Here is a 25579-nt window from a genome sequence, read left to right as displayed (position 1 = left end):
CAGCACCGCAACCGTCACAGCACCGCCACTGTGCCACTCCCACCGCGCTCCGACACTTACTCGGTCCTCGAACGACCACCGGGAGAAACACGCATGGCCGAACTCGGCGAACACTACCGACCGACGGACGACGCCCGCGACGCCGACGGCGAACGTCTCGTTCCCGGCGTCTACCGCGTCGTCGGCTCTGGCGACGACGTAGCCCTGCTCCGGGTAGCCGACGCGAGGGGTCGGCGCGCCCACACCGGCGAACTCCGGCACGTCGCTCCCGCCACGCTCTCGGAGGCGTTCGAGCGCGCGGCCGACCCCGGCGAAGCTTCGCCGCTCGCGGCCGTCCGAAACGCTCTCTCCGGTCTCTACTGGAGCGTCCGGCAGTCGTTCTAATCTCGACCGTGTGCGCTAAGCAAGGTATAGATATACTATAGGGTTATATAGGAATACTAGACATATAATAATATGCTTGAAGTGAAGGAATACAATTCCCTCTCGGGAGCGAAGGTTTCGGTTCTCGCTCCCTCGCGGTCGCTCCTTCGCTACGCCGTTCGGCCTCGGACCGAGGCGTTGAGCGGGTTCGGTAACGTCCGTACGACCGGCAACTGGCCTTCGTTCTCGACCGTCTCCACGACTTCGCCGTCGAGGAGTACTCTGACTGTCGTCGCGTTCTCGTTCAGATTGCCCGACGCGCGTACGTGCGTCCCGACGGCGCAGTTTGCCGAGTCGATGGAGACGTTTTCGGCCGTCTCGTCGTCCGACCGATTGCTCGTGCGTAGTCGGACCTCGTACACGCCGTCTCCGACCGCTTTCGACGCGACCGTCACCGTCCGTCCCCGGTCGTGTGCGACCGTCACGTTGAGTTTGACCGCGGGCACGCCCTCGTTTGGCACGAGTTCCACCCGCCCGCCGTCGCGCTTGACGGCGTCGTCGAGACACGTCGGTCCGCTGGAACCGATTACGAGTCCCACTTCGGAGTCGGACTCCGTAGTCGAATCCGCACCTGACGGTCCCGCGCCCTGATTCAGTATCGCGGCCCCCGCGACGATAGCGAAGATAAGCGTTACTCCGACTGCGGCATCTCGCTTCTCGACCATTAATCTCTAAGTTATCCTTGACAATTTTACCACTTTTGTTCGGATAGCGGAACGTTCCGGAAATAGTGTGGTTCGCTTCGATTTCGTTTCTCTACCGAGGGAGTAGCAGTTAGATGTAGTCCCCGCAGTGTCCAACGTCGGCGACGATAGTGTTGCCGTCGTATCGGGTGTTCCCGTTGGCGAACTTAAACTTCACCGACGAGTGTTGCTCGATTTTGTGGTAACAGTTTCCGACCGTGAAGCTGATTGCGCCTTCTTCGTACGCCAGCGACGGCGAACTCGTGCTGGTGAAGGTGTCCTGGAGAACCGCGGAGTCGGTGGTCTTCGTGTATTGGTATCCCGGCGGGATGCTAATCGAGAGGCTGGAGAGACTCTCCACGAACGCCGTCACCTCTACCTTGATGGTAATCTCCTCAACTTCTAGCGGGTCGTCCACCCAGTAGGCGTCACCCCACCAGACCGGAGCGCAACTTCCGCTGACCGACGCGTCGCCGTTGTCGGCCTGTGCCCAGAACTCCGAGTCGATTTGATAGTCGTAGTCGGGGTTGTTGAACCACGTCCCCGTCGTGGTCGCGCTTCCGGAGTCGCTGTGAGTCGCGGTAGAGACATCGCCGTCGGTCAACTGGTCGAAGACCAACTCTTCGCGCTTGTCCATCAGGAAGTCGTAGTCCGACTTCGATTTGGCACCGACTATCATATGACTCGTCGGTGATTTTTCGAGAATCCGCCCGTGTTCGTCGGCGTAAATTACCCGTGCCCCGGCGCGAGGGTTCGACTGGTTCTGCATACGTTCGTCGTCGGCGGCCACTACAGAAGACCCGAGAGCCATGCTCGTAGTAGCGACACCCATCGACTTGAGGAATTTTCTTCGTTCCATCTCTGCAACTAAGACGTAGAAGTAGTAGTATTTAATATTTTTTGCTGTTATGCAATAATTGGATAATAATAGAAATCCACTAGGTAGTTTCTTAAATATTTTATAACGTAAGAGCGTTTCAAACCCGCTTTTTGTATCACTACTGTCGAGTGCGACGACCTAGCCGACGAGATGCCACTCGTCGGCTACCCTCGGCTTCGGCTACCCGCGGCTATTTCCTGCTCGGCGTGCTACTCTGTGCATACTCCGCCGCGGACGGAAACCGGGAGAAATCGGGGGAAACAGCGTGGCACTCGACTATCAGCGCGTCATCGACTGGCTGGACGACCGCATCGTGAACCGGCCGGGCCGAATCGTCGCCGTCTTCCTCGTCGTGACGGCCGTCTTCGCCGTCGGCGCGACACAGGTGTCCACCGAATCGGGCACCGAAAGCTTCGCCGAGGACGTGCCCGAACAGGACGCCCTCGACGCGGTGAACAGCGAGTTCGAACCCCCGTTCGGGCCGGGGACGACTTCGACCCAACTCATCCACACCGGCGAAAACGTCCTCTCGAAACAGGGCCTGACGCGGATGCTGACACTCCAGTACCGCCTCGAACGCCGCGAGGACCTCCGAATCGTCGGGACGACCGGTCCCGCGGGCATCGTCGCGCGCACGCTCGACCCCGACGCGGCCACCGCCGAGGAACAACTCCGGGCGGTCGAACGCGCCTCACCGAACCGAATCGACATCGCGGTCCGGGCCGCCGCCCGCGACAACCCCGCGTTCCGGAACCTCCTGAGCAAGGACTTCAACCCCGAGTCGGCCCGCGCCACGTCGTCCGTCACCGTGGTCGAACACGCGATTCCCGAACTCGCGCCCGACGAGCAAGCCGCCGGGTCGAACCCGCTGACGCCCATCCAGCGCGAGATGCAGTCGGTCTCCGCCTCGGTCGGCGGCGACATCCGGGTGTTCGGGTCCGGAATCATCGACGCCGAGTTCGGGACCGTCATCGGCGACACCCTGCTCATCGTCGTGCCCGCCGCCGCGGTCCTCATCGTCCTCTTCCTCGTCGTGGCCTACCGGGACCTCGCGGACCTCCTGCTCGGCGTCGTCGCGCTCGTGATGGCAATCGTCTGGACGTTCGGCTTCATGGGGCTGGTCGGCATCCCGTTCAACCAGATTCTCATCGCGGTCCCGCCGCTCCTGCTCGCGGTCGGCATCGACTTCGGCATCCACGCGGTCAACCGCTACCGCGAGGAGCGCGTCCAAGGCTACGGGGTCGCCGACTCGATGCGGACCGCGACCGACCAACTGCTCGTCGCGTTCTTCATCGTCACGACCACCTCGGTCATCGGGTTCGCCTCGAACCTCACCAGCCAGTTGCTCCCCATCCGGGACTTCGGCGTCGTCGCCAGCGTCGGCATCGTCTTCACCGCGCTCATCTTCGGCGTGTTCCTCCCGGCCGCGAAGGTCCTGCTGGACTACGCCCGCCAGCGCTATCCCGTCCCGACGTTCAGTCAGACGCCGCTCGGGTCCGAGGACTCCTCGCTCGGGCGCGTCCTGACCGGCGGCGTCGGCATCGCCCGCCGCGCGCCGCTCGTCTTCCTCCTGCTCACCGCCGCGTTCACCGCCGGAGCGACGGGCTACGCGACCGGCGTGGACACCTCCTTCAGCCAAGAGCAGTTCCTCCCGCCCGAGGAGACGCCCGACTACCTCCGCGCGCTCCCGGAACCGTTCCGGCCCAACGAGTACACCGTCACGCGGGACATCAACTTCCTCGAAGACAACTTCGAGACCGGCGAGGACGAACAGGTCATAATCTACGTCGAAGGGCCGATGGAGCGGGACATCGCGCTCGAATCCATCCACCGGGCGGGCGCAGACCCGCCGGACACCTTCGTCGTGGAGGACCGGCGCGCGAGCGAGCAGAGCATCGTCACCGTCGTCCGGTCGCTCGCGGCGACCGACCCCGAGTTCGCCCGACTCGTCGCCCGCAACGACCGGGACGCCAACGGCGTCCCGGACCGAAATCTCGACGTAATCTACGACGCGCTCTTCGACTCGGAGTACGCCGCGCTCGCGGGTCAGTACCTCACCGACGAGCGCCGGAGCGCCCGCGTGGTCTATTCGGTCGAGGCCGACGCGGACTCGGCGGAAGTCACCGCAGACGCCCGGACTGTCGCCGACCGCTACCGCTACGAGGCCACCGCCACGGGCAACATCGTCGTATTTCAGGCCATCTCGGACCTCATCTTCGAGTCGGCCATCGTCAGCCTCGCCGTCGCGCTCGCGGGCACCGCCGTCTTCCTCGTCCTCGTCTACGGCGTCCTCACCGGCCGACCCTCGCTCGGACTCGCCAATCTCGTCCCCATCGTCGTCACCGTCGCGACAGTCGCGGCCACGATGCGGTTGGTCGGCATCTCGCTCAACGCCTTCACCGCGACGGTGCTGGCCATCACCATCGGTCTCGGCATCGACTACTCCGTCCACGTCGTCCACCGGTTCACCGACGAGGTAGAAGAACAGGACGACCCCATCGTCGCACTCGAACGCACAGTCACCGGGACCGGCGGTGCGCTGACCGGGAGCGTACTCACCACCGTCTTCGGCATCGGCGTTCTCGTGCTGGCGGTGTTCCCGGCCATCGGACAGTTCGGCCTGCTCACTGCGCTGAGCGTCGTCTACTCCTATCTCGCGTCGATTCTGATACTCCCGTCGGTGCTGGTCGTCTGGGAGCGATTCTCCGGCGCGGGGTCGCGCGCCGACGCGTCCGACGCACCCGCCGCTTCCGGGGAAGCGGAGTGACCGAAAAAACTTCGTCCGGAAAATCCGGGCTCCGGAACGTTACGCCGGAACGGTCGGAACTGCCGGGGCGACCATCGACGAGTTGTTCGCAGTCGCATCCGGCAGGTCGCCGGGTTCGACTTCCTCGCCGTTGAGGACGAACGTCGCGTTACCGAGGTCCCCTTCGGCGGAGATGTCGGTGATTCGCCCGACGAACTCGTAGGCGTCGCTCTCGTCGCCGTCACCGACTTGGCCGGTGACGGTTCCGTCCTGCACCTCGTCGGTCCCCTCGGTTTGGTCGCTGACCGCTTCGACATCCCCTGCGAACGAGAGGGTGTAGTTCAGCGGCGTCCCTTCGCTCTGGATTTCGAGGGTGTTTCCGGCCTGCGCTTGCTCGGTCTGATTACCCGCGGCGGCAGTCGTCTCCTCGCCTACGTCGGTCTCGTTTTGTCCCGCCGCGGTGGTCTCATTTCCCTCTTCGGTCGTCGTAGTCTCGTTTTCTCCTGTTTCGGTCGTTTCGGGTTGTTCGGTGGTCGTCGTCTCGTCCTGTTGCTCGCCGTCCTGCTGGCCCGCACCCTCCTCGACGACCTCGAACTGCACGATGTCGGTGTTGTCGCCGTCGTCCACTTCGAGGGTGTAGGTGCCGGGTTCGATGCCTTCGGTACTCAGGTTGACCGACCAGATGCCGTTACGACTCCACTCGTCGGTCGCGGCCGAGTCGAAGTCGGCGGCGCTCGGGCCGTCGATGACTTCCACCGTGATGGTGTTGTCGTCGGGTCGCCGGTTGGTCACGCCGCGCACGACCATCGTCTCGCCGACTTCCACGGGTCGGGTCTCCGTCTGGAGACCGGGCGTCACCGGCTGGTCGGCCTGTCCCTGCGGCAGGATGGCAGTGACCGAGGTCGCCGCGTCCGCGTAGCGGAACGTCTGTTGGAGTATCAGGTCGTCGCTACCTGCTTCGTCGATGGTCTCGTCGGTGATGCGCTCGTTGACCTGTTCCTGCGTGAGACCTGCGCCGAAGCTCGTAATCCACGTCTCGAGCGAGGCTAGGTCCGCGTCATCCACGCCGGGGAGAACCCCGTCGCCGACGACGGTGTCACGGCCGAGACCGATGACCATGCCTCTGATTTGGCCCTCGTTGAGTTCCCGGCCTTCTCTGGTGATGAGTTCGATGTCGTCCTCCTCGAACACGTCGTTGTCGTCCACGCTGACCGTCTCGGTGACGGTCCGTCCGCGCGAGTCAATCATCACGACGAGAACCTCGTCGAGACCGGGCGCGACGCCCGTGACCTCGACGGTACCGTCCTCGACCGCGATTTGGCTGTTGTAGGTGCGGAAGACCCACGTCGAGTCCTCGGTGGTGTCAGTCTGCTGTCCGTCTTCCTGCGTCGTGTTGTTCTGGTTCTGCATCGCCATCGGCGACCCTCCGAGCGGCGCTATCATCGAGGAGTTACCGCCGCCGAGCGTCGGTTCGGTGACTATTATCGATGTCTGCTCGCTGGTCGCACTGCTGAACTCCGAGGTGGTGAGCGTGTCGGCGATTGTCCCGTTCTGAGTCACGTCCACCGCTTCCACGACGCCGATGCGGTAGCGGCCGGGGATGCTCAGGATGTCGTTCGCCTGCGAGAGGGTCACGTCGCGCTCTTCCCACTCGCCGTCGGCGTCGACGCTGATGAGGTCCTGCTGGGTGAACTCGCCGTCCTCGTTGACGTCCACGAGTTCCCAGTCACCTTGGTCGCGCACGTAGAGTGCCACGTCGTCCACGCCCTGCGCGGCCGTCCCGCGCACGTCCTCTTCCTGTCCGGCGATGTAGGTCCCCGCCGGACTGTCGATGCTGAGTTCACCCTCGGAAACGTCGAGAGACAGGTCGTCCTCGGTGCTACCCACGTTCTCGGCGATGTCCGAGAGGTTCTGGTCGGCCTCGTAAAGGTTCACGTCCACGCTCGTGTCGTCGAGGTACGTGGTGTCGATTTGCCCGACGCCGATGCCGGTGTCGTCATCGACTTCGATTTGCGCCCACGCGAGGTCCGCTTGGCCGTCCCCGTTGGTGTCGAGGCTCCCGCGGTCAACGGTGTCTTCAACGTCGCGGAAGACGCGCTCGTCAACCTGATTGTTCCGGAAGTCGGTGTCCTCGATGGCGACGTAGTGGGTCGCGCCCGCGGTCGAACCCCGGACCGTGTACCGGATGTTCTGGCCGCGAGTCGCTTCGTCGTTCTCGAGGTCGAGGACGACGTTCTCGTCACCCGTCACCGAGACGACGGTCGAACGGGTCGCCGACCCGGTGTCGAGGTTGTCCCAGCCTTCCACCGTGATGGTGTAGTCGCCAGCGTCCTGGTCGCTCAGGTCGATGGCCCAGTAAGCGGCTTCGAGGCTCTGAGTCTGGTTGAGTTCGGACTCGTTGAACTGACCTAGACCCTGCAGGTACTCGATGCCGGTTTCGGTGCCGCGCTGACCGGGGTTATCGACTTTCTCGGGGTTCTGCGCGTACGGGCCGGTGAGCTGTTCACGCTGGGACTGAGAGAGGTCCTCGACCCGCGTGAGTACGTCGCCCGTAATCTCGTTGCCGTTCTCGTCGGTGACTTCGAGCGAGAGGTCCTCGGCGTTCTGGAAGTTCCACTCGGCGCTGATGAGCAGAGTTTCGTCCTCCTGAACGGTCGAGCCTTCAACGTCGACCCCGCGCTCGTTGAACACTTCGAGGTCGGTCACTCGCGGCCGTTGGACGGTCACGCCGATGTTCGCGGCCCGGCCGTCGATGGCGTACTGACCGAGTTCTTGGTCCTCGGGGACGGGCGATTCGAGCGGGATGCCCTCCGCGTTACCCGAGACACCGATGAGGTTCGACGGGTCGATGTCTTGCCCGTTTGCCCCAACGAAGTCGATGTCGTCCTCACCTTGGAAGACGACCGGCTTTCCTTCGGAAACGACGACGTCGTTCGGTCCGCCGACGCCCGGACTGAACGTCGGTTGGTCTCCGCCGCGTCGTACGTCTGCACCCAGTACCGCCCCCGACATCGCTACCGTCGAAAGCACCAGCAGTGCTGTGAGTACGAGTGCGCTCGCTTTCTTTCTCGATGGTATTTTCTTTATCATTTTTGTCATATCTGTCTGATACGGGATTTGTTCGGTCCCCTATCAGTGTTCTACAACCGGTTCCCCCCATCCTGTCGTCGTCGTTCGTCAAATCGTCCTCTCGGCGTCCTGATTGCTCGCGGGTTTCACCTCGGGAAACTGCGACGCCGGATTAGTTGATAAAAAGCGCAGACCGTTTTCGGGTGGGGTGCTTAAGTATTTCTTAATACCGGGAGTCCACGACCGACTGAAGTTACGACAACCGATGTTACTCACATAGGACGAGAACATCGACCGACAGTACCGAGGATAGGCCGAGGGTAGTATCGGGATTCGGTCACTCTGCGCGGACAACGGTCTCGGCGCTTCACCGCGGTGTGTCAGCGAGAGACCGAGTAGAACGCCGTATTACGTCTCTCTTCGCTGGTGATGAACGCGGCGAAGCTGTCGCCATCGAAACTATACGCTCGGAATCATGTTAGGGAAACCCAACTGATATGTACTGATTCGGAAGTGGTCGCGCTTCGATGGAGTCCGGCAGTCGCTCACTCCCGCTTATATACGATTATCCGTCGATTGTCTCCCGTTCTCCCGACCGACCGGGAGTCAGTCGGTGACTAACGGCGGTAACTGCACCCCACTGCGCCGTCTATCGCTCGTTACGCTGGCCGTCGGACGCGACTACGTTCGTCTCCAACCACCTCCGACTCCCACCTCAGCAGTTTCGTTAGCGCCTCTCGGACGGATTTCGAAACGAACCGTCTCGGCGTCGTCGCCGTCCTCGGCCTCGACGCGGTACGTGCCGGGTTCGGCGTCGTCGGGCACCTCGATGGCGACCGACCACGCGCCGTCGGTGCCCCACGTCTGGGTCGCCGCGAGGTCGAACGCCGCGGCGCTCGGTCCCCCGACAACCTCGACGAAGACGGTGCTGTCGTCCGGCCGCCGGTTGGTGAGTCCGGCAACGACCATCGTGTCGCCGACGCGAATCGGTTCGGGCGCGGTCCGATTCGCCCGCGACCGGGCGGTCCGATTCGCCTGCGACTGGGGGACGACTCGCTCGATAGTGGTCCGACCGTCTGTGTAGACGAACTCCTCGGCCAGCAGAAGGTCGTCGCTCCCCGAATCCTCGATTGTCTGGTCGTAGTAGAGTTCGACCAGTTGCTGTTGGGTCCGCGTGACGCGCCCGTCGGCGGCACCCCGACCTGCCGCGTCAAGGAACTCCTCTTCGAAATCCGCGAGGTCGGCGCGAGCGACCCCCGAAACCTCGCCGTCGCCGACGACCCCATCACGGCCGGGCGACAGCACCGTCGCCACGACGCGACCCTCGGCGAGCGGCGTCCCGTCGTCGGTGACGAGTTCGAGGTCCTCCTCCTCGAACACGTCGCTGTCGTTGACCGAGAGGAGTTCCGTGACGACTCGCCCTCGCCGGTCGAACAGCACGACCAACACGCTGTCGGTGCCGGTGGCGGTCCCTCGGACGGGCACTACGCCGTCCTCGGTGGCGACCTGTCCCGCGATGTCCTTGAAAACGGTCGCGTCGAACGCTGGTCCCGACTCGGTGGTGGTCTGCTGGCGGGGCGCAGGGAGGTGTGGGGCCGACGAGACCCGAACGGGCGGGTCCGTTTCGGACCCGCCCGCCGGGTCGCCGACGGGGTACGTGAGTGCCGTCGCCGACAGCGAAACCGCTACGAGAAGCGCGAGTCCGACCGCGAGTACCGACCGCGCTCGGCGTCGGTTCGAGTCCCCCATCCCGTCCCCGCTATCGACGCGGGCCGACAAGAAAGTTCGCGGGGGCGGTTAGGGCAGTGTTCGGAGTCGCCGACGTTCACTCGAAGGCGAAGGTTCGTGACCGATTTTGGCGGTGCGTGACGGAAACGTGCAGGTCTCTTCGGGGTGCGTACTCCCGGACTCGTATATAAGTGGTGTGCTAAATACATATAAACTTTAAGTATCTTGCAGAAGAGAACCTTTACTATGGGGGGTAAAGCGAATACAGACTCGGTTAGTAGAGCGAAAATAAGCCTCGATATACCCGCTCAAGACGCGAATATCTTCAAGAGTCGGGCAGTCCACGAGGTACTCTCGTTTTTATCCCGTTACCACACCGGCACGTTTTCCATTACGGAACTCGCCGACGCCGTGGACTACTCCCAATCGACCGTCTCGAAGGCCGTCGTACACAATTCCTAGAGCAACCAAATTAATTCTTAAACAAAGAAAAAAGAGTCTTAGAGATAGCTATAATTATCTCCCGTCGCGTCCGGGTCGGCGGCGAGTCCCTCGCCGCCGACCCTCGACTCAGGGGAGGAGTCGGGCGATGGCGTCGTGTTTCCACCAGACGAGGACGGTGACGGCCACCAGCAACGCGCCGAGGGCGACCAGCACGGGCGACACCGCGCCGGTCGGAAGCGGCAGACCCCGGCGCTGGCGCTCGCTCACCTCGACCGGGACCCGGTAGGTGTCCGAGAGAACGGTGTCGCCCCGTTCGTTCTCGTAGGTGAAATCGACCGAGACCGGGTAGACCTTCGGAATCGCGCCGCCCGCGGCGGCGACCCGAAACTCCATCGTCGCGGACTCGCCCGCGTCGAGTCGCGCGACGAACGCCTCGTCGTTGTCGCTCGACAGGGGGTCGCTGGCGAACAGTTTGGCCTCCACGTCCCGGAGCGTCTGGTTCGCAGTGTTCGTGACCCGGAACTCGACTACCTCCGACGACCCGGAGGGGACCGTCGCGTTGACCGCTTCGACCCGGAATTCGTCTCGCTCCTCGGCCACCTCGACGCGGGCATCCATCGTGTCGCTCAGTCGCAGGTCGTCGTTCTGGTTGCGGTAGCGCACGCGGAACGACACCTGCCGGGGACCCGGTTCGGCGTCGCCGTTCACGTCCACGGTGAACTCGAAGGGGGCCGACTCGCCGGGCGCGAGGCGACCCAGCGCGTACTCGGTTTCGCGGGCGTCGAGGTTCGGGTTGTTCGTCTGCATCACCACCACCGCGTTCGAGACGGGACGCTCGCCCGTGTTGACTACCTGCCCCGTCACGTCGCCGGTCTCGCCGACCCGGAGCGTGCTATCGACGTTCTCGACCCCGAACGTCTGTTCGTCGCCGACTTCGACCTGCGCGTCCAACCCGTCGCTGACCTGCAAGTCGCCGTTCCGGTTGCGATAGCGCACGAGAAGCGACACCTGCCGAGGGCCGGGGTCGGAGGTGTTGGGCACGTCCACGGTGAACTCGAACCGGGCCGCTTCGCCCGGTTCGAGGTCCCCGACCGCCACCTCCCGTTCCCGCGGGACGAGGTTCGGGGTCCCGCCGAAGACGACCACGGCGTTCGAGACCGGAACGTCGGCCGTGTTGACGACCGACCCCGACACCGTGCCCGAGTCGCCCACCTGCAAGTCGGCGGCCACGTTCCGGACGGCGAACGTTCGCTCGCCCGCCACCGACACCGCCACGTCGAACGAGTCGGAGTACAGAATCTCGTTCTCAGGGTTGCGGTACCGGACCCGGAACGACACCGGTCGGACGCCCGGATTCGACTCGTTGGGCACGGCCACCTCGAAGTCGAAGGTGGCCGACTCGCCGGACGCGAGGTCCCCGAGCGCGTACTCGCGCTCCAAGGGTCGGAGACCCGACCCCTCCGTCTGGAGGACGACCACGGCGTCCGAGACGTTGGTCTCCGCGGTGTTGGTCACGACGCCGGAAACCGTCCCGCGGTCCCCGGCTATCAGACCGGTGGCGGTCGCACCCACCTCGAAGGTCTGTTCGCTGGCGACGGCGACTTGGATGTCTATCGGTTCGCTGGTTCGCTGGTCGCCGTCGGCGTTCCGGTACTGGACCCGGACGGTGGTCCGGCGAGGTCCGGGTTCGGTCCCGTTCGCGGTGTCCACCCGGAACGAGAAGTTGGCCGACTCGCCGGACGCGAGGTCCCCGACCACGTACTCGGTCTCGCGGGCCTGCAAGTTCTGATTCTCACCGGTCGTCACGACGACTGCCTCCGTGACGTTGCTCGTGCCGGTGTTGACCAGTCGCCCGCTGACGACTCCGGTGTCGCCGACCCTGAGAGTGCTGTGAACGTCTCTGACCGCGAACGTCTGTTCGCCGCCGACCGACACGCCGAACGTCAGGGGCTTCGAACGCTCTTGGACGCCGTTGGCGTTCGTGTACGAGACGAACGCGTCGGCGAGGTACGTCCCCGGCGCAGTGTTGCGGTCCGCGCCGACCGTGACGGTGAACGTCTTGGTCTCGCCGGGCGCGACACTCCGGAAGAAGACGCTGGTCCGCTGTTGGGGGTTGTCCGGTCCGCCGAAGAAGATTGAGGTGTTGGCGACCGACAACTGGACGCGCGCGTCGGTCGCGGGCGACGTTCCGGAGTTGGTGACGTTGATTCGGTAGGTCGCGGTGTCACCGGCAGGGACGCGCGTGAGGTTCTGCGTCCGGATGTCGAACTGCGGGCGGTCCTCGACGACGACGGTGAAGTAGGCGGTCTGGGTTCGCTGACTGTCGCCGTACTCGGGGGCCTGATTCGGGCCGTAGCGCACGAAGTTGGTGTAGTCGTAGGTGACTTCGACCGGAATCTCGTAAGTCCCCGGAGCGACCGACTCCGAGATTTCGACGTTGAACGCGAACGGCCCGGAGGCACCCTCGGGGACCGACCCGGCGAATATCTCGCTGGTCTCGACCTGCAACCCCTCCGCGAGTGCCGGGGGCAGGCGGTCGTCTTGAATTTCGAGTCTGACGTTCCGGGCGGTCGTGACCCGCTCTTCGAGTTCCGAGGGACCGCCGCGGTCGATGTCGCCGTTGTTCGAGACGAACACCTCGAATATCGCCCGCTCGCCCGGCCCGAATCGGTTTTCGGTCGCCGAGAGTTCCAGATTGGGTCGGCCGACGACCGTTCCTTCGTCTTGGGCGAGCGCAGGGACCGCGGGAGTCGCGCCCGCCGCGACGACCGTCGCCACGACGAACGCGAGTGCGGTGAGTCTCATGGCTCAGAGTGCGTCCCCGAGCCAAATAACGCCCGCCGCGGTCACAACCGATTGAAATCCGGAAATCGCTCGTTGGCGCTTATCCGGCGGTCGTTTCTCCGCCGCTCCCGCCCCGCCGCGAGAAGAGAAACAGCGCGAACAGAATCGGCGAGACGAACGCGAGCGCGAGTCCGGCGACGAGGACGAGCGCCCCGAACGGGACGCCGAGACCGCCGCCGCCCTCGACTTCGCCGGTGACTTCGAGGTCCGCGACCATCGTCGTCGGGTGAATCGTACAGATGTACTGGGTCATCTGCGGGGTCGCGGTGAACGTCACCGAGGCGGTCGCGCCCTGACTGGAGACGAGTTCGCTCTGGGCGATGGCGTTGCTGTCGGCGTCCTGTATCGTGATGTTGTGGGGCGCGCCGTCGATGTTCTCGAACCAGAATTCGTACTCGTTGCCTGCCCGCAACTCGATGGTCGGGTTCGACTGCCCCGAGATGGCCGACGGTTCCCGGCCCCGCCACGCCGCCACTTCGCCGCCGAAGCGGTAGGTCTGGGTCTGGGCCGCCGCCTCATCCGCACCGACTGCGGCGACCGTTCCCGCCGCGGCGGTCGCACCCGCCGACCGGACGAACCCCCGGCGCGTCATACCTCCGGCCGCGCTTCCGTCGGTGTTTTTACCGTCGCCGGTCGCTCGTTCGCTCCCTCTCGCCGGTCGTGCCCCGCTCCCGTCGGGCGTCGAATCCCCGCTCTCGGCGGTTGTCGCGTCCCCCATCATCTCTTTTCCCCCTCTGACTTGGCCGTGAGTCCGTAAGAAACCACGGGCCACGCCGACCGCGAGTTTCGAGCGTCCCGACCAGACCACCGGCGACGATGGTTGGCAGACACGCATGTGACGCTCGGCCGACCAACCGCCGGAAGCGCGACGACCCACCGACCGCCGGTCTGGGTGGACTGAAACGGGCCGCCCGCTATCCGACAACGACTAACTGCTCGGCGGGCGTGATGCCGGTATGGACGCCACTACTGGGTTCGTCACCCAACTCGGGATGAACCACGAGACGGCCTTCGACGCCGCCGCGGAGTGCGACTTCGACTACGTGGAACTGCTGATGGACGGCGACTACGAGCGTCGGGAGTTCGACCCCGCGGCCGTCCGCGAAGCGGCCGCCGACCGGGACCTCGACCTGATGGTTCACCTCCCGTTCGCGCTCGACGTGGGGTCTACCTACGAACACGTCCGCGAGGGCGCGATTCGGGAACTCGTCGCGGCGGTGGAGACGGCGACCGAGATGGGGGCCGAGAAAGGGGTCGCCCACGCCGACTCGAAGGCGTGGCGACCGGCGTGGGACGACCGGGACCTCCGCGAGACTGTCCTCGAATCGGTCCGCGAGGTGCAAGCGAGGACGCCCGACGGCTTCGAGGTGTGCTTCGAGAACATCCCGCGCGGCGTCTTCTCGACGCGGAACTTCCCCGACCTGTTCGAGACCACCGACGCCGCGATGACCCTCGACACGGGCCACGCCCGCGTGGACGGTCTCAACTCCGTGGAGATGTCGAGCTTCGTCGGCAAGCACGCCGACCGAATCTCGCACTTCCACCTCAACGACACCCGCAAGCCACAGGACGAACACCTGCCGTTCGGGTCGGGGACGCTCGACTTCCGGCGAATTCTGGGCGCGCTACCCGACGACTGGTCGGGGACGCTCTCGCTGGAGGTGTTCACACTGGATTACGGCTACATCGGCGTGAGCAAGGAGTATCTGGACGACGTGCTGGCGAACGTGGACTGAGGTCCTGCGTGAGCCGCTCAGAACTGCACAGCACCGCCGACCGCAACCCCACCGCCACCGCGCCCCCGTTCCTCCCCGCGCGCGTCTGCGCTCGCGGGGGACCGCGAGCGCGAGCGCAGACGCGGCGCATCCCGTGGTCGGTGTCGCCGGGCGCGTTTCCGGTGGTGGGTGAAAACTCGCGCGCCGTGGTCGGCGGCGGTTCACTCCGCCACGTCCGCGACTTCAGCTCCCGACAGTTCCCGAAGTTTCTCCGGCGCGATGGGGAAGACCGCCTCCGGAGTGCCCGCGGCGGCCCACACCGTCTCGAACTCGGTCAGCGTCCGGTCCAGATACACCGGCACGTCGGCGTCGTGGCAGAAGGGCGGCACTCCGCCGATGGACCACCCGAGCGCGGCCTTGATTTCGCCCGCGTCGGCCATCTCCACGTCCTCCTCGGCGAGTTCGAGTAGCCCCGCGAGTTTCGCTTCGCTGACGCGGTTCGCACCGCTGGTCACGACCACGACGAGGCGGTCGTCGGCCCGCATAGCGATACTGCTCGCAATCTGTGCCACGTCGCAACCGACGGCTTCGGCGGCGTCCGCGGCGGTCTTCGTCCCCTCGGGGAACTCCTCGACGGCGACCTCGAAACCGTACTCGCGGCGCGCGCGGTCGGCGAACTCCTCGGCTCGCTCGTGCATGCCCGTGGGTTGTGTCGCCATGGCTCAAATAGGTCGGGGGTCGGAACCGAGGCTTGTTCGGAGACGTTCGAGCTATCCGCCGATTCCGGTGTCGTCCGTTCTGGGGTCAGATTCGACGCCCGCAACCGCGGCGTACACGCCGCCGAGGAGCGCGCCGTAGACGAGGTGCGCCACGCCGAAGACGACCGGAAACACGAACTCGCCGACGACGGCCGGAATCGGCAGGAGCGGCACCGGTAACTCGGTCGCACCGACCGCGCGCAAGCCGACTGGGAACAGGAACCCGCCCGCGAACACGCCGAGCGCCGCGCCGTAACCGACGCCGAGACCGACGAGTTCGGCCGGGAGCGACGTGTAATCGCTCAAGAGCGGCCGGGAGACCACCGCGACGACCCCGAGCGCGAAGACCACGCTGTGGAACAGGTGCGCGACCCACCCCGCGAGGAGCGTCGGTTGTCCGTACAGTGCGCCGACGAGCGCCATCGTGCCCGCGCCGAACTGGACGACGAGACCCATACTGACCCCGGCCACGAGTCCCGCGACGCCGCCGCCCCACGTTCTGACCCACGTCGGTCGCTGTGACGGCGATTCCGTCGTTCGTGCTGTCATCGTCCCCACCGACTCCGGTATCGACGTGTTACCTGTTAGCTACTCACAAACTTCTCGGAGTTCCGTCGAATCGACTCGCCGGGAAAATCGACCGGTCGAGTCCGTCTCACTCGGCGCTCTCGTCCCGAAGACTGGCCACGGTCTCGAAGATGTCGTCCATCCACGCGTCCAAGTCGTAGGCGGTCACGAGTTGGCGCATCTGGCGCATCCGCCTGCGGCGCTCGTCGGGCGAGTCAGTGATGGTGCGGTAGATAGTGTCGGCAAACTTCTCGGTCGCGTAGGGGTTGATAGTGTAGGCGTAGTCGCCCAGCGTCTCGTCCACCCCGGCGAAGTCCGAGAGAACTAGCGCGCCCGCGTCGTCCAACTGCGCCGCGACGTACTCCTCGGCGACGAGGTTCATTCCGTCCCGGACGGAACTGACCAGTGCGAGGTCCGCGTACCGATAGAGACCGTACAGCGCCCGCACCGAGAGTCTCTCCGTGATGGAGACCACGGGTCGCCAATCGTCGGTTCCGAAGCGGTCGTTGACGCGCTCGACGGTCTCGGAAACTTCTCGCTGGAGTTCCTGATACGCCGGAATCTCGCTCCGACTCTCGCTGGCCTTCTGGACGTAGACGAACTCCCCGCGGTACTCGGGATGCTCGTCGAGGAAGTACTCGATGGCCCGAACGCGCTCGGGAATTCCCTTCGTGTAGTCGAGGCGGTCCACACCGACCGCGACGACGGCGTCGTCGGCGATGCCCTGCTCCTCACAGAAGTCCCGCCAGAACCGGTCGGCCTCGTCGCTCCCGGCGAGTCGCGCGATGCGCTCGGCGTCCACGCCCATCGGAAACGGTTTGACGAGCGTCGGCGACCCGTCGTGGTAGACCACGCCCGAGTCCCAGTCCACCACCGCGTCGCCGAAGCAGGCTTGGACGCCTTCGAGGAACTGCGCGCAGAACCGCCCGACGTGGAAGCCCAGCAGGTCGTTCGCCAGCAGGCCCTCCAGCAACTGCTCGCTCTGGGGACAGACCCGGAAGTCGTCCCACGTCGGCCACGGGATGTGCCAGAAGTGCGCCAGCATCGCGTCGTCGCCGAGTTCTTGGCGAACCATCTTCGGCGCGAGTCCGAAGTGGTAATCCTGAAACCAAATCAGCGACCCCGGTTCGACCTCGTTGACGGCGGCCTCGGCGAACCGCCGGTTGACCTCGCGGTAGCGCTCCCAAAAGCGCGGTTCGTAGGTAATCTTCCCCCGGTCGCTGTGGCAGAGCGGCCACAGGACCTGATTGCTGTAGCCGTAGTAGTACTCGTCTATCTCGTCGTCGTCGAGCCAGATGCGCTTGAGTGTGTAGGCTGGGTCCTCGGGAGGCACCCGAACCCTGTCCTCGTCGTCCACGACTTCGCGGTCGGCCTCGCCGTCGCCCCACGCGACCCACGTTCCGGCCGCGCGTTGCATCACCGGGTCGAGTCCGGCGGTCAGGCCGCCGACCGGTCGGTCGACCACGATTTCGTCGCCGTCGTAGGAGTGGCTGTACGGTTCCCGGTTCGAGACGACGACCAGTCCCTCGGTCGGGGCCGAGCCGTGGTCCGTCGGTTCCTCCCCCGTCATGGCGAGCGTGTACGGCCGTTTCGGTCAGGCTTCGAGGTCGATAGAACTGGAGTCGAGAGATGCATCGTTTTCTGGTAACGTCGTACAGCATCATCTGGTTTTGGGTGCCGGGACTCGAAGTTCGCCCGCTTTCGTCGAGAACTTCCTTACTTCCGGAACTTCCGGGCCGCCCCGCTCCCGAAGCGTTCTGACCCTCACTGGCGGAACTGCCGGACCTCCTCGCGGGTCGGCAACGCCGTCATCGCGCCCGGCGCAGTCGTCGTGACCGCCGCCACCGCGTTGGCGAACCCGAGGAGGTCCGAGAGCGAGCGGTCGGTCGGGTCCGTGGTCGCTCCACCCTCGCGGTCCGTGCCGGTAGCGAAGGCGGCCAGCGCCCCGGCAGTAAAGGCGTCTCCTGCACCGGTCGTGTCCGCAACCGACTCGACTTCGTAGCCGCCGTGGGAGGCCGCGCCCGACCCCCACGGAGCCGCGTCGGTCGAGCGCGCGAACGCACCCGACCCGCCGAGCGTGAGCAGGACGGTGTGCGGCCCGGACTCGACGACTGACGCGGCGAGGTTCTCGGGCGACTCGCTCTCGTCTTCCGCGTCCTCGCTCCCGAACCCGGCGGCGGCGAGGTCTTCCGGCGTGGCCTTCACCACGTCGGCGTAGGCCAGCATCTCGTGGACTGCTGTGGCGAACTCCTCGTCGGAATCCCACAGCTCCGGGCGTGCGTTGGGGTCGAAGACCACGGTGCAGTCGCGCTCGCTAGCGCGTTCGGCGAGGTCCAGCGTGGCCGTCCGGCCGGGGTCGGCCGCGAGCATCACGCCGCCGACGTAGACCCACGACACCGAATCGAGGATTTCGTCGGGGACCCCGCCGGGTTCGACGCGCGTGTCGGCGGTCCCGTCGCGGTAGAAGGTAAAGGCGCGGTCGGCGTCCGCGTCGTGACTGACGAACGCCAGCGCGGTCTTGGCCGCGGGGTCGCGCTCGACGAACCGGTCGGGGACACCGAACGACGCGAGCGTCTCCGCGAGATGGTCGCCGAAGGGGTCCTCGCCCACGCGAGTCCAGAACCACGGTACGGCGTCGAGACGCGCCAGCGCGACCGCGACGTTGGCGGGCGCGCCGCCCGCGCGCCGCGAGAAGTTCTCGACGCCCGAAAGCGGGCCGGGGCCGTCGGGCAAGAAGTCTATCAGGGCTTCGCCAGCGACGAGGATGTCGGGGTTGGTGTCGGTCATCGGCCGTATCGTCGGCAGGACGCCGGAAAAGGGTTTACCGACGGGACAGAGACGGGCGAAAAAGCCGACGCGCGAGACGCCGCGGAGACGAGACGCGGGACTGCAACGGACCACGGAACCGAGAACCGCGACAGACCACGAGACCCCGCTCGGCCACATCGACCACGGGACGTGCCCGACGCCACCCACCACCGGAAACGCGCCCGGCGACACCGACCACGGGATGCGCCGCGTCTGCGCTCGCGCTCGCGGTCCCCCGCGAGCGCAGACGCACGCGGGGAGGAACGGGGGCGCGGTGGCGGTGGGGTTGCGGTCGGCGGTGGCGGTCGGCGGTGCTGTGCAGTTCTGAGCGGCTCACGCAGGAGCTAGCGTCCCCCGACTTTCTCCGTGGTCTCGACTCTTCCCTCGACTTTCTCCGTCTCCGAGTCACCGCCGACGGCACGCACTACGCTCGTCCCGCTATTCGAATCCTTGATTTCCCGCGCGTCCGAACCGCCGGACATGAGCTTCCTCGAAACCGCTCTCACGACCGTCGTAGACGCCGCACTCGGAATCTGGCTCGGGAGCATCGTCTTCTTCTCGTTCGTCGGCGCGCCGACGACGTTCGACGTGTTGGGCGACGACGCGGGGCGGGTCGTCAACGCCATCTTCCCGAAGTACTACTCGTTCGGCGCGGCGCTCGGGGTCGTCGCGGTCGCCGCCGCGCTGGTCGTCGGCGTCGGTCCCTACGGCGGGGGTCTCCTCGCCGCGCTCGCGCTAGTCGGGGTCGCTCTCGACCTCTACGCCCGGCAGGTCCTCATCCCGAAGATGGAGGCGGCGGGCGACGATGCCTTCGCGCAGTACCACAAGCAGTCGGTCGCGCTCAACGGCGTGACGATGCTCGCCGTCGCCGTCGGACTGGTCGTCTCCAACGTTTGAGAAATTCAAATATATTCCAAAGGAAGAAATACGATGCCAAAAGGAACCTATACATTGCTAGTGGAACTCGAAGGCGGCGCGACTGTCGAGTTCGGCGCGGCGGGCGAGCGTGACCTGTCGGCCGGGTGGTACGCCTACACCGGGAGCGCGTTCGGAACCGGCGGGTTCGCGCGCGTCGAGCGTCACCGCGAACTCGCCGCCGGGGAGCGAGACGCCCGCCACTGGCACGTCGATTACCTGCTGGGCCACCCCGAGAGTCGAGTCGCGGCGGTGGTGAAGACGGGGGGCGCGGACGTGGAGTGCGAAGTCAGTCGGAACGTCGGGCGAGCGGCCGAGTCCGTCGCCGGTCTCGGCGCGTCGGACTGCGACTGCGACTCCCACCTGCAGTTCGCTCCGGCGCGCGAGGCGCTGGAACGCGACGTTCGGCGGGCACACGAGTCGGCGAGCGAGTGAGTTCCGGTCTCGAATCTCGGTGACGAACGCTTCGAAAGCCCCGCCCGCTCGCGGTTCCGCGAGCGGGCGGGGCTTCGTCCATCTAGACTGTCGGTCGGGCGCGTCCCGTCGGTCGGGCAGGTGCATCTCGGTGGTCTGTCGCACCGAGCGCACCCCGTCAGGCCGACCCCGCCGTCGCGTCCGGCGTAGAACTAACTGGCTTCGGCCCTCAGGTCCGGGTATGGCACTCCAACGGAACGTCGGCGGGACCGACCGCATCGCTCGCGCAGTCGTCGGAATCGCGCTGGTCGCAGTCGCAGTCGGCGCGTTTCTCACCGCGCGCCGGGGTATCGGCGTCGCCGCGGCGCTGGCGGGCGCGGGACTGCTGTTCAACGCCGTCACGCGGTTCTGCGGCGTGAACGCACTGCTCGGTATCGACACCTGTTCGCGGGAGTGAGCGCGCAGAAAGGGAGCGAAGAGAACCGACCGGTCAGTACACCGCGTCCCGAATCTCGTCGTCCAAGTCCTCGAAGGTGTCGAGGTGGGTCCGGCGTTCGGTCCGGAGTTTCGCCAGTTTCTCGTCCAGATTCTCGACGTTCTCGGCCACGTCGAACGCCGAGATGTCCATGCCGGGCACCTCGCTCGGCACCGTCAGACCGGTCGCGGCGTCGTCGCGCCAACTGACCGTCCCGCGGGCGATTTCGCGCAGAATCGTCACCGACTCCTCGACGCCGATGTCCTTCTGGTCGGCCCCGAGGTGGCCCGTGTTGATGACGAAGCAGTCCACGTCGAGGTCGGCCACGAGGTTCCGGAAGCGGTTGCCCTCCTCGCCTTTCGACCCGACGATGAACGGGTTGGTACCGACCACGCGGATGGACTCCCCGGCCTTCGAGAGGTCGCCCGCGCTGGTCTGGATGGACTCGCCGAGCATGAACGCGACGGCGGCCTCCTCGGGCGAGAGTTTCGCCACCGGCGGCATCACCGGGTTTCGGGTGATGAAGAACACTTGGTCCACGCTGTCGAGGTCGATGTCCTCGCCCGCCGACGAGAGTTGCTCGCGTTCGATGACCGCCCGGCCGTTCGAGGTGTGTCGGTCGCTGTCGAAGTCCACGGTGCCGTCGTCGGACACGTCCACGTTTTCGAGGACGGCCGACTCGTCGGTCACGGCGGCGTGCATCGCGGGTTGCTCGTCGGCGTCGAGTCCGATGGTCTTGACGTAGAGACCGTTGCCCTCGCTCCCGGCAATCGTCCCGTCGGGGAGCAGGGCGCACACGTCGTCCTGAAGCATCGTCGCCTCTTCGCCCGACTCCTCGTCCAACCAGAGACCGTGCGCGGTCAGGGTGGACTTGCCGGTGGCCGACAGGCCGAGGAACGCCTGTCCGACCTCTTGAAGGTCGCCGGAGTCGTCGGCCAGTCGGACCCGTTTGCTCCCGGCGTGGAGACCGAGACCGCCCTGCTTTTTGGCGTAGTACATGAACAACCGGAGGAACGACTTTTTGGCCTCGCCGGTGTAGTCGCTCCCGAGGACGGCCGTGACGCCCTCGTCGGGTAGGATGCGGATGGCCGTCTCTTCGAAGTCGGGCACCTGCACCGTCACGAAGTCCGGGTCCGGTCGGGAGTCGCCTTCGTCCTCCACCGGCTCGAAGAGTTTCGCCCACGCCAGCGCGATGCGACCGTACTCCTTGGGGACGTAGAGGCGACAGACGTACGAGTGGTCGTCGTAGCGTCCCATCCGGCGGTCCACGCACACCATCTCTCGCTCGCGGGCCGCCTCGAACGCCTCTTCGACGCGGGCGTAGTCGCTCGCGCCGAACTCCGAATCGACCGCGTTCTTCGTCTTGTCGGCGTTGCGCGACCGCTCGTCGCTGACGTACGACGGCGAACCGAACTCCGTGGTGGTTTCGAGATGCTCGGAGAACTCGCGCAGTCGGTCCAGCGACGGGTCGTATATTACGTCGTCCGCTTCGGCCGGGTCTGGAAGCGCTGTCTCCAGCGATTGAACTGACTTCCCGGATTCTGACATCGAGTGAAGAAAGAGTACCCGGACGTATAATTATGCACCATTTACGCGAGTCTCGCGGCTCCTTCTCCGGATTTTTGATTTCACATCCGAGTAAATAATCGGGGTTTTGCGGCGGTTGGCCGCGGTTGTGTTCGGGTAGGGTCAAGTTGTTACAACTGGCGGACCGAGCGTCGTTTTCGGACTATCGGCGACGACGGCGAGGACTCGCCGACGCGCCCGATTCCCACCGTCCTGAAACGGGACATCACTTTTAAGCGCGAATCCGGCGAACCTCCGAGCGTGGACGAGAACACAGGAGGGTTGTCGGGACTGTTCGCGCCAGAGCGAGTCGCCGTAATCGGCGCGACCGAGAGCGACGGGTCAATCGGTCGCGCGATTACGGAGAACCTGCGGGCGGACTTCGCGGGCGAGACGGTTCCGGTGAACCCCAACTACGACGACGTGCTGGGGCTGAAGTGCTACCCCGACATCGCGGACGTGCCGGGCGAACTGAACCTCGCGGTAGTCGTCGTGCCGCCGAAAATCGCGGTCGAGGCGGTCCGACAGTGCGGCGAGTCCGGCGTCGAGAACGTCGTGGTCATCACCGCCGGGTTCGGCGAGACCGGGAGCGAGGGCGCGAGTCGGGAGCGCGAACTGACCGAGGTGGCCGAGGAGTACGACCTCAACGTGGTCGGGCCGAACAGCCTCGGCGTGATGAGTACGCCCACCGGCCTCAACGCCACGTTCGGCCCCGAGAACGCACTTTCCGGGTCCATCTCCTTCATGAGTCAGTCGGGGGCGTTCATCACTGCGGTCCTCGACTGGGCCAACGACGAGGGCATCGGCTTCAAGGACGTGGTGTCGCTGGGGAACAAGGCCGTCCTCGACGAGACCGACTTCGTGGAGGCGTGGGGCGACGACCCCGACACCGACGTAATCTTGGGGTATCTCGAAGGCGTCGAACACGGCGGCGAGTTCATCGACGCCGCCCGCGACGTGACCGACGACACCCCCATCGTGATGGTCAAGTCGGGCCGGACCGAGGCCGGTGCGCAGGCGGTCTCCTCGCACACCGGCACCCTCGCCGGGAGCGAACAGGCCTACGAGGCCGGACTCGAACAGGCGGGCGTCCTGCGCGTCGAGAACGTCCAAGAGCTGTTCGACTTCGCCCAGATTCTGTCGGGCCAACCGATTCCCGAGTCCGACGACGTTGCCATCGTGACCAACGCGGGCGGTCCGGGCGTGATGACCACCGACGCGGTGGGCGACTCGAACCTCTCGCTGGCGTCGTTCTCCGAGGAGACCCTCTCGGAACTCTCGGAGGCGATGCCCGACGAGGCAAACATCTACAACCCCATCGACGCCATCGGGGACGCCGACATCGACCGGTTCGAGAAAGCTCTCGACATCGCGCTGGCCGACGAGAACGTCGGGTGTGCTGTGGTCCTCTCCGCTCCCACGGCGGTCCTCGACTACGACCAACTCGCCGAAGTCGTCACCGAGTTGCAGGCCGAACACGGAAAGCCGACCGCCGCGGTGTTGATGGGCGGCGAGCGAACCGAGTCGGCCAAGGAGGTCCTGCGCGAGGCGGGCATCCCTAATTATTTTGACCCCGCGCGCGCGGTGCGGAGCCTCGACGCCCTCTCGCGCTATCGGACGATTAGCCAGCGCGAGTACGAGGACCCCGAGACGTTCGACGTGGACCGCGAGCGCGCCCGGGAGATTCTGGAGCGCGCGACCGACCGCGGCGACAACCGACTCGGGGTCGAGGCGATGGGTCTGTTAGACGCCTACGGCATTCCGACGCCCGAGGGTACCATCGCCGAGAAACCCGAGGAAGCCGTCGCCGCGGCCCAAGACATCGAGGGCGAAGTCGTGATGAAAATCGTCTCGCCCGACATCCTCCACAAGTCCGACATCGGCGGCGTGAAGGTCGGCGTCCCGAACGAGGAGGTGTACGACGCCTACGAGGACCTCGTGACTCGCGCCCGCAACTACCAACCCGACGCCGACATCCTCGGGGTCCAAGTCCAAGAGATGGTGGACCTCGATTCCGGAACCGAGACCATCATCGGGATGAACCGGGACCCGCAGTTCGGTCCCCTTCTGCTGTTCGGACTCGGCGGCATCTTCGTGGAAGTGCTGGAGGACACCGAGACGCGGGTCGCGCCCGTGAGCGCACGCGAGGCGACCGAGATGGTCGAGGGGATTCGGTCCGCGCCGCTCCTGCGAGGGGCGCGCGGCCGGGACCCCGCGGACAGAGAGGCCATCGTAGAGAGCCTCCAGCGACTCTCGCAACTCGTGACCGACTTCCCCGCAATCTTGGAACTCGACGTGAACCCCCTCGTGGCCGGACCAGACGGGGTACAGGCCGTGGACGTGCGACTGACCGTAGACACCGACGAACTGGAACGACAATGAAAACGATACTCGTAACCGCGACCGAAGAGAGTACAGGCAAGACCGCAGTCGCGCTCGCGCTGGCAAAGTTGGCCGCCGAGCGCGGCCTGTCGGTCGGCTACATGAAACCGAAGGGCACCCGACTCCAGAGCAACGTCGGCAAGACGCTGGACGAGGACCCGATGCTCGCGCGGGAACTGCTCGACTTGGACGCAGAGATGCACAACCTCGAACCGGTGGTCTACTCGCCGACGTTCGTCGAGCAGGCGATTCGGGGCCGCGAGGACCCCGACGAACTCCGCGAGCAGGTCCGCGAGAGCTTCGACAGTCTCGCGGAAGGAAAGGACCTCATGGTCGTCGAGGGCGGCGGGAAACTCACCACCGGCGGCATCGTGGGTCTGACCGACCCCGACGTGGCCGAACTCCTCGACGCCGAGGTCCTGCTCCTCTCGAAGTACGAGCAGAGCGGCGACGTGGACGACCTGCTGGCCGCCGCCGACGACGTGCGGGCAGGCGGTGAGGACCGACTCCTCGGCGTGCTGTTCAACGCGGTCCAAGAGGGCAACTTCGACGGACTGGAGACCGAGGTGGTCCCGTTCCTCGAAAACCGCGGCGTCCCGGTACTCGGGGTCGTCCCGCGCGAACAGGAGTTGGCGGGCGTGACCGTCGCGGACCTCGCCGAGGAACTCTCGGCCGAACAGTTGAACAGCGCGCCCGGTGACGCCTTCGTGGAGCGGTTCCTCGTCGGCGCGATGTCGGGCGACTCGGCGCTTCGGCACCTCCGCCGGACGAAGGACGCGGCGCTCATCACCGGCGGCGACCGGCCGGACCTCCAGCGAGTCGCGCTGGAAGCGCCGGGCGTCAAGTGCCTGATTCTGACCGGCGGGTTCCGGCCGCCGGGGGCCGTCGTCGGTAAAGCCGAGGAGAAAGGCGTCCCCGTCCTGTTGGTCCAGTCGGACACGCTGACGACGATAGAGCGCGCCGAAGACGTGGTTCGGAGCGGTCGGACCCGAGACGCCGAGACGGTCGAGACGATGCGGGACCTGCTTCACGACCACGCCGACGTGGAGGCAATCATCGGCGACTCGGCGTCCGCTCCCGGCGACGGGACCGAATCCGAGGGCGACGAAGCGTAGCCATTTTACCTGTCTCTATCCCGTAAAATATGGATAAAATATAAGTC

At 65.7% G+C, this 25579-nt stretch carries 19 protein-coding genes; 8 read left to right on the top strand and 11 right to left on the bottom strand.

The window, feature by feature from the left end:
- Positions 1 to 93 precede the first annotated feature (93 nt).
- The gene (locus P2T60_RS05845; RefSeq protein ID WP_276281619.1) at positions 94 to 384 is read left to right on the top strand and encodes a hypothetical protein; all 291 of its coding nucleotides are present in this window, start codon (positions 94 to 96) and stop codon (positions 382 to 384) included.
- Between the two features lie 149 nt (positions 385 to 533).
- Here the strand turns inward: P2T60_RS05845 and P2T60_RS05840 are convergent, their stop codons facing one another.
- Entirely contained in the window at positions 534 to 1088 is a 555-nt protein-coding gene (locus P2T60_RS05840; protein WP_276281618.1) for a hypothetical protein, read from the bottom strand.
- Between the two features lie 109 nt (positions 1089 to 1197).
- On the bottom strand, positions 1198 to 1965 hold the full coding sequence (locus tag P2T60_RS05835) for a hypothetical protein (protein WP_276281617.1): 768 nt from the start codon (positions 1963 to 1965) through the stop codon (positions 1198 to 1200).
- Positions 1966 to 2251: 286 nt separating this feature from the next.
- On the opposite strand from P2T60_RS05835, the gene P2T60_RS05830 reads away from it, so the two are divergent.
- Complete coding sequence (locus P2T60_RS05830; RefSeq protein WP_276281616.1) at positions 2252 to 4753, top strand: efflux RND transporter permease subunit; 2502 nt, start codon at positions 2252 to 2254, stop codon at positions 4751 to 4753.
- A gap of 39 nt (positions 4754 to 4792) precedes the next feature.
- On the opposite strand, the gene P2T60_RS05825 is transcribed toward P2T60_RS05830, so the two are convergent.
- The 4 genes from P2T60_RS05825 to P2T60_RS05810 all read right to left on the bottom strand — a co-directional run bounded on the left by P2T60_RS05825 (position 4793) and on the right by P2T60_RS05810 (position 13535).
- Positions 4793 to 7822, bottom strand: coding sequence for a hypothetical protein (locus tag P2T60_RS05825; RefSeq protein WP_276281615.1), 3030 nt, complete (start codon positions 7820 to 7822; stop codon positions 4793 to 4795).
- Positions 7823 to 8482: 660 nt separating this feature from the next.
- Positions 8483 to 9550: a hypothetical protein gene (locus P2T60_RS05820; RefSeq protein WP_276281614.1), complete on the bottom strand. Its 1068-nt coding sequence runs from the start codon at positions 9548 to 9550 to the stop codon at positions 8483 to 8485.
- A gap of 549 nt (positions 9551 to 10099) precedes the next feature.
- Positions 10100 to 12778 carry a COG1361 S-layer family protein gene (locus tag P2T60_RS05815; protein ID WP_276281613.1) on the bottom strand — a complete coding sequence of 893 codons (2679 nt, stop codon included), beginning with the start codon at positions 12776 to 12778 and terminating at the stop codon, positions 10100 to 10102.
- Between the two features lie 79 nt (positions 12779 to 12857).
- Positions 12858 to 13535 (bottom strand): cupredoxin domain-containing protein, encoded by a 678-nt coding sequence (locus P2T60_RS05810; protein ID WP_276281612.1) that lies wholly within the window; start codon positions 13533 to 13535, stop codon positions 12858 to 12860.
- A 238-nt stretch (positions 13536 to 13773) separates the two neighbouring features.
- Between P2T60_RS05810 and P2T60_RS05805 the strand changes: the two genes are divergently transcribed.
- Positions 13774 to 14553 carry a sugar phosphate isomerase/epimerase family protein gene (locus P2T60_RS05805; protein WP_276281611.1) on the top strand — a complete coding sequence of 260 codons (780 nt, stop codon included), beginning with the start codon at positions 13774 to 13776 and terminating at the stop codon, positions 14551 to 14553.
- A 200-nt stretch (positions 14554 to 14753) separates the two neighbouring features.
- Here the strand turns inward: P2T60_RS05805 and P2T60_RS05800 are convergent, their stop codons facing one another.
- The 4 genes from P2T60_RS05800 to P2T60_RS05785 form a co-directional block, all read right to left on the bottom strand.
- The gene (locus P2T60_RS05800; RefSeq protein ID WP_276281610.1) at positions 14754 to 15230 is read right to left on the bottom strand and encodes a YbaK/EbsC family protein; all 477 of its coding nucleotides are present in this window, start codon (positions 15228 to 15230) and stop codon (positions 14754 to 14756) included.
- Between the two features lie 72 nt (positions 15231 to 15302).
- Positions 15303 to 15839: a hypothetical protein gene (locus P2T60_RS05795; RefSeq protein WP_276281609.1), complete on the bottom strand. Its 537-nt coding sequence runs from the start codon at positions 15837 to 15839 to the stop codon at positions 15303 to 15305.
- Between the two features lie 106 nt (positions 15840 to 15945).
- A complete protein-coding gene (locus tag P2T60_RS05790) occupies positions 15946 to 17427 on the bottom strand; it encodes an alpha,alpha-trehalose-phosphate synthase (UDP-forming) (RefSeq protein ID WP_276281608.1) in 1482 nt (493 codons plus the stop codon).
- A gap of 194 nt (positions 17428 to 17621) precedes the next feature.
- On the bottom strand, positions 17622 to 18644 hold the full coding sequence (locus P2T60_RS05785) for a carbohydrate kinase family protein (RefSeq protein WP_276281607.1): 1023 nt from the start codon (positions 18642 to 18644) through the stop codon (positions 17622 to 17624).
- A gap of 501 nt (positions 18645 to 19145) precedes the next feature.
- Here P2T60_RS05785 and P2T60_RS05780 point away from each other — a divergent pair.
- The 3 genes from P2T60_RS05780 to P2T60_RS05770 all read left to right on the top strand — a co-directional run bounded on the left by P2T60_RS05780 (position 19146) and on the right by P2T60_RS05770 (position 20451).
- On the top strand, positions 19146 to 19562 hold the full coding sequence (locus P2T60_RS05780) for a DUF4149 domain-containing protein (RefSeq protein ID WP_276281606.1): 417 nt from the start codon (positions 19146 to 19148) through the stop codon (positions 19560 to 19562).
- Between the two features lie 33 nt (positions 19563 to 19595).
- Entirely contained in the window at positions 19596 to 20015 is a 420-nt protein-coding gene (locus P2T60_RS05775) for a GIY-YIG nuclease family protein (RefSeq protein ID WP_276281604.1), read from the top strand.
- A gap of 220 nt (positions 20016 to 20235) precedes the next feature.
- Entirely contained in the window at positions 20236 to 20451 is a 216-nt protein-coding gene (locus tag P2T60_RS05770; RefSeq protein WP_276281603.1) for a YgaP family membrane protein, read from the top strand.
- A gap of 33 nt (positions 20452 to 20484) precedes the next feature.
- Here P2T60_RS05770 and P2T60_RS05765 read toward each other — a convergent pair whose 3' ends face one another.
- The gene (locus tag P2T60_RS05765; protein WP_276281602.1) at positions 20485 to 22017 is read right to left on the bottom strand and encodes a phosphoenolpyruvate carboxykinase (ATP); all 1533 of its coding nucleotides are present in this window, start codon (positions 22015 to 22017) and stop codon (positions 20485 to 20487) included.
- Positions 22018 to 22296: 279 nt separating this feature from the next.
- Here P2T60_RS05765 and acs point away from each other — a divergent pair, with 279 nt between their 5' ends.
- Together acs and P2T60_RS05755 are read left to right on the top strand one after the other, a co-directional pair.
- Complete coding sequence (gene acs / locus P2T60_RS05760; protein WP_276281601.1) at positions 22297 to 24417, top strand: acetate--CoA ligase alpha subunit; 2121 nt, start codon at positions 22297 to 22299, stop codon at positions 24415 to 24417.
- On the top strand, positions 24414 to 25532 hold the full coding sequence (locus P2T60_RS05755) for a phosphotransacetylase family protein (RefSeq protein ID WP_276281600.1): 1119 nt from the start codon (positions 24414 to 24416) through the stop codon (positions 25530 to 25532). The genes acs and P2T60_RS05755 overlap by 4 nt, the downstream gene beginning before the upstream one ends.
- Positions 25533 to 25579: the final 47 nt, after the last annotated feature.

Origin of the sequence: Halorussus caseinilyticus (genome assembly GCF_029338395.1) — an archaeon.
GTDB classification, from domain to species: Archaea; Halobacteriota; Halobacteria; order Halobacteriales; family Haladaptataceae; genus Halorussus; species Halorussus caseinilyticus.
The sequence above is the reverse complement of the archived record's forward strand: the minus strand, read 5'-3'. Positions and strand labels throughout refer to the sequence as shown.

Coding starts and splice junctions, on each gene's coding strand:
- P2T60_RS05845 (WP_276281619.1), top strand. CDS start 94: ATGGCCGAACTCGGCGAACACTACCGACCGACGGACGACGCCCGCGAC.
- P2T60_RS05840 (WP_276281618.1), bottom strand. CDS start 1,088: ATGGTCGAGAAGCGAGATGCCGCAGTCGGAGTAACGCTTATCTTCGCT.
- P2T60_RS05835 (WP_276281617.1), bottom strand. CDS start 1,965: ATGGAACGAAGAAAATTCCTCAAGTCGATGGGTGTCGCTACTACGAGC.
- P2T60_RS05825 (WP_276281615.1), bottom strand. CDS start 7,822: ATGATAAAGAAAATACCATCGAGAAAGAAAGCGAGCGCACTCGTACTC.
- P2T60_RS05820 (WP_276281614.1), bottom strand. CDS start 9,550: ATGGGGGACTCGAACCGACGCCGAGCGCGGTCGGTACTCGCGGTCGGA.
- P2T60_RS05815 (WP_276281613.1), bottom strand. CDS start 12,778: ATGAGACTCACCGCACTCGCGTTCGTCGTGGCGACGGTCGTCGCGGCG.
- P2T60_RS05810 (WP_276281612.1), bottom strand. CDS start 13,535: ATGGGGGACGCGACAACCGCCGAGAGCGGGGATTCGACGCCCGACGGG.
- P2T60_RS05805 (WP_276281611.1), top strand. CDS start 13,774: ATGGACGCCACTACTGGGTTCGTCACCCAACTCGGGATGAACCACGAG.
- P2T60_RS05800 (WP_276281610.1), bottom strand. CDS start 15,230: ATGCACGAGCGAGCCGAGGAGTTCGCCGACCGCGCGCGCCGCGAGTAC.
- P2T60_RS05795 (WP_276281609.1), bottom strand. CDS start 15,839: ATGACAGCACGAACGACGGAATCGCCGTCACAGCGACCGACGTGGGTC.
- P2T60_RS05790 (WP_276281608.1), bottom strand. CDS start 17,427: ATGACGGGGGAGGAACCGACGGACCACGGCTCGGCCCCGACCGAGGGA.
- P2T60_RS05785 (WP_276281607.1), bottom strand. CDS start 18,644: ATGACCGACACCAACCCCGACATCCTCGTCGCTGGCGAAGCCCTGATA.
- P2T60_RS05780 (WP_276281606.1), top strand. CDS start 19,146: ATGAGCTTCCTCGAAACCGCTCTCACGACCGTCGTAGACGCCGCACTC.
- P2T60_RS05775 (WP_276281604.1), top strand. CDS start 19,596: ATGCCAAAAGGAACCTATACATTGCTAGTGGAACTCGAAGGCGGCGCG.
- P2T60_RS05770 (WP_276281603.1), top strand. CDS start 20,236: ATGGCACTCCAACGGAACGTCGGCGGGACCGACCGCATCGCTCGCGCA.
- P2T60_RS05765 (WP_276281602.1), bottom strand. CDS start 22,017: ATGTCAGAATCCGGGAAGTCAGTTCAATCGCTGGAGACAGCGCTTCCA.
- P2T60_RS05755 (WP_276281600.1), top strand. CDS start 24,414: ATGAAAACGATACTCGTAACCGCGACCGAAGAGAGTACAGGCAAGACC.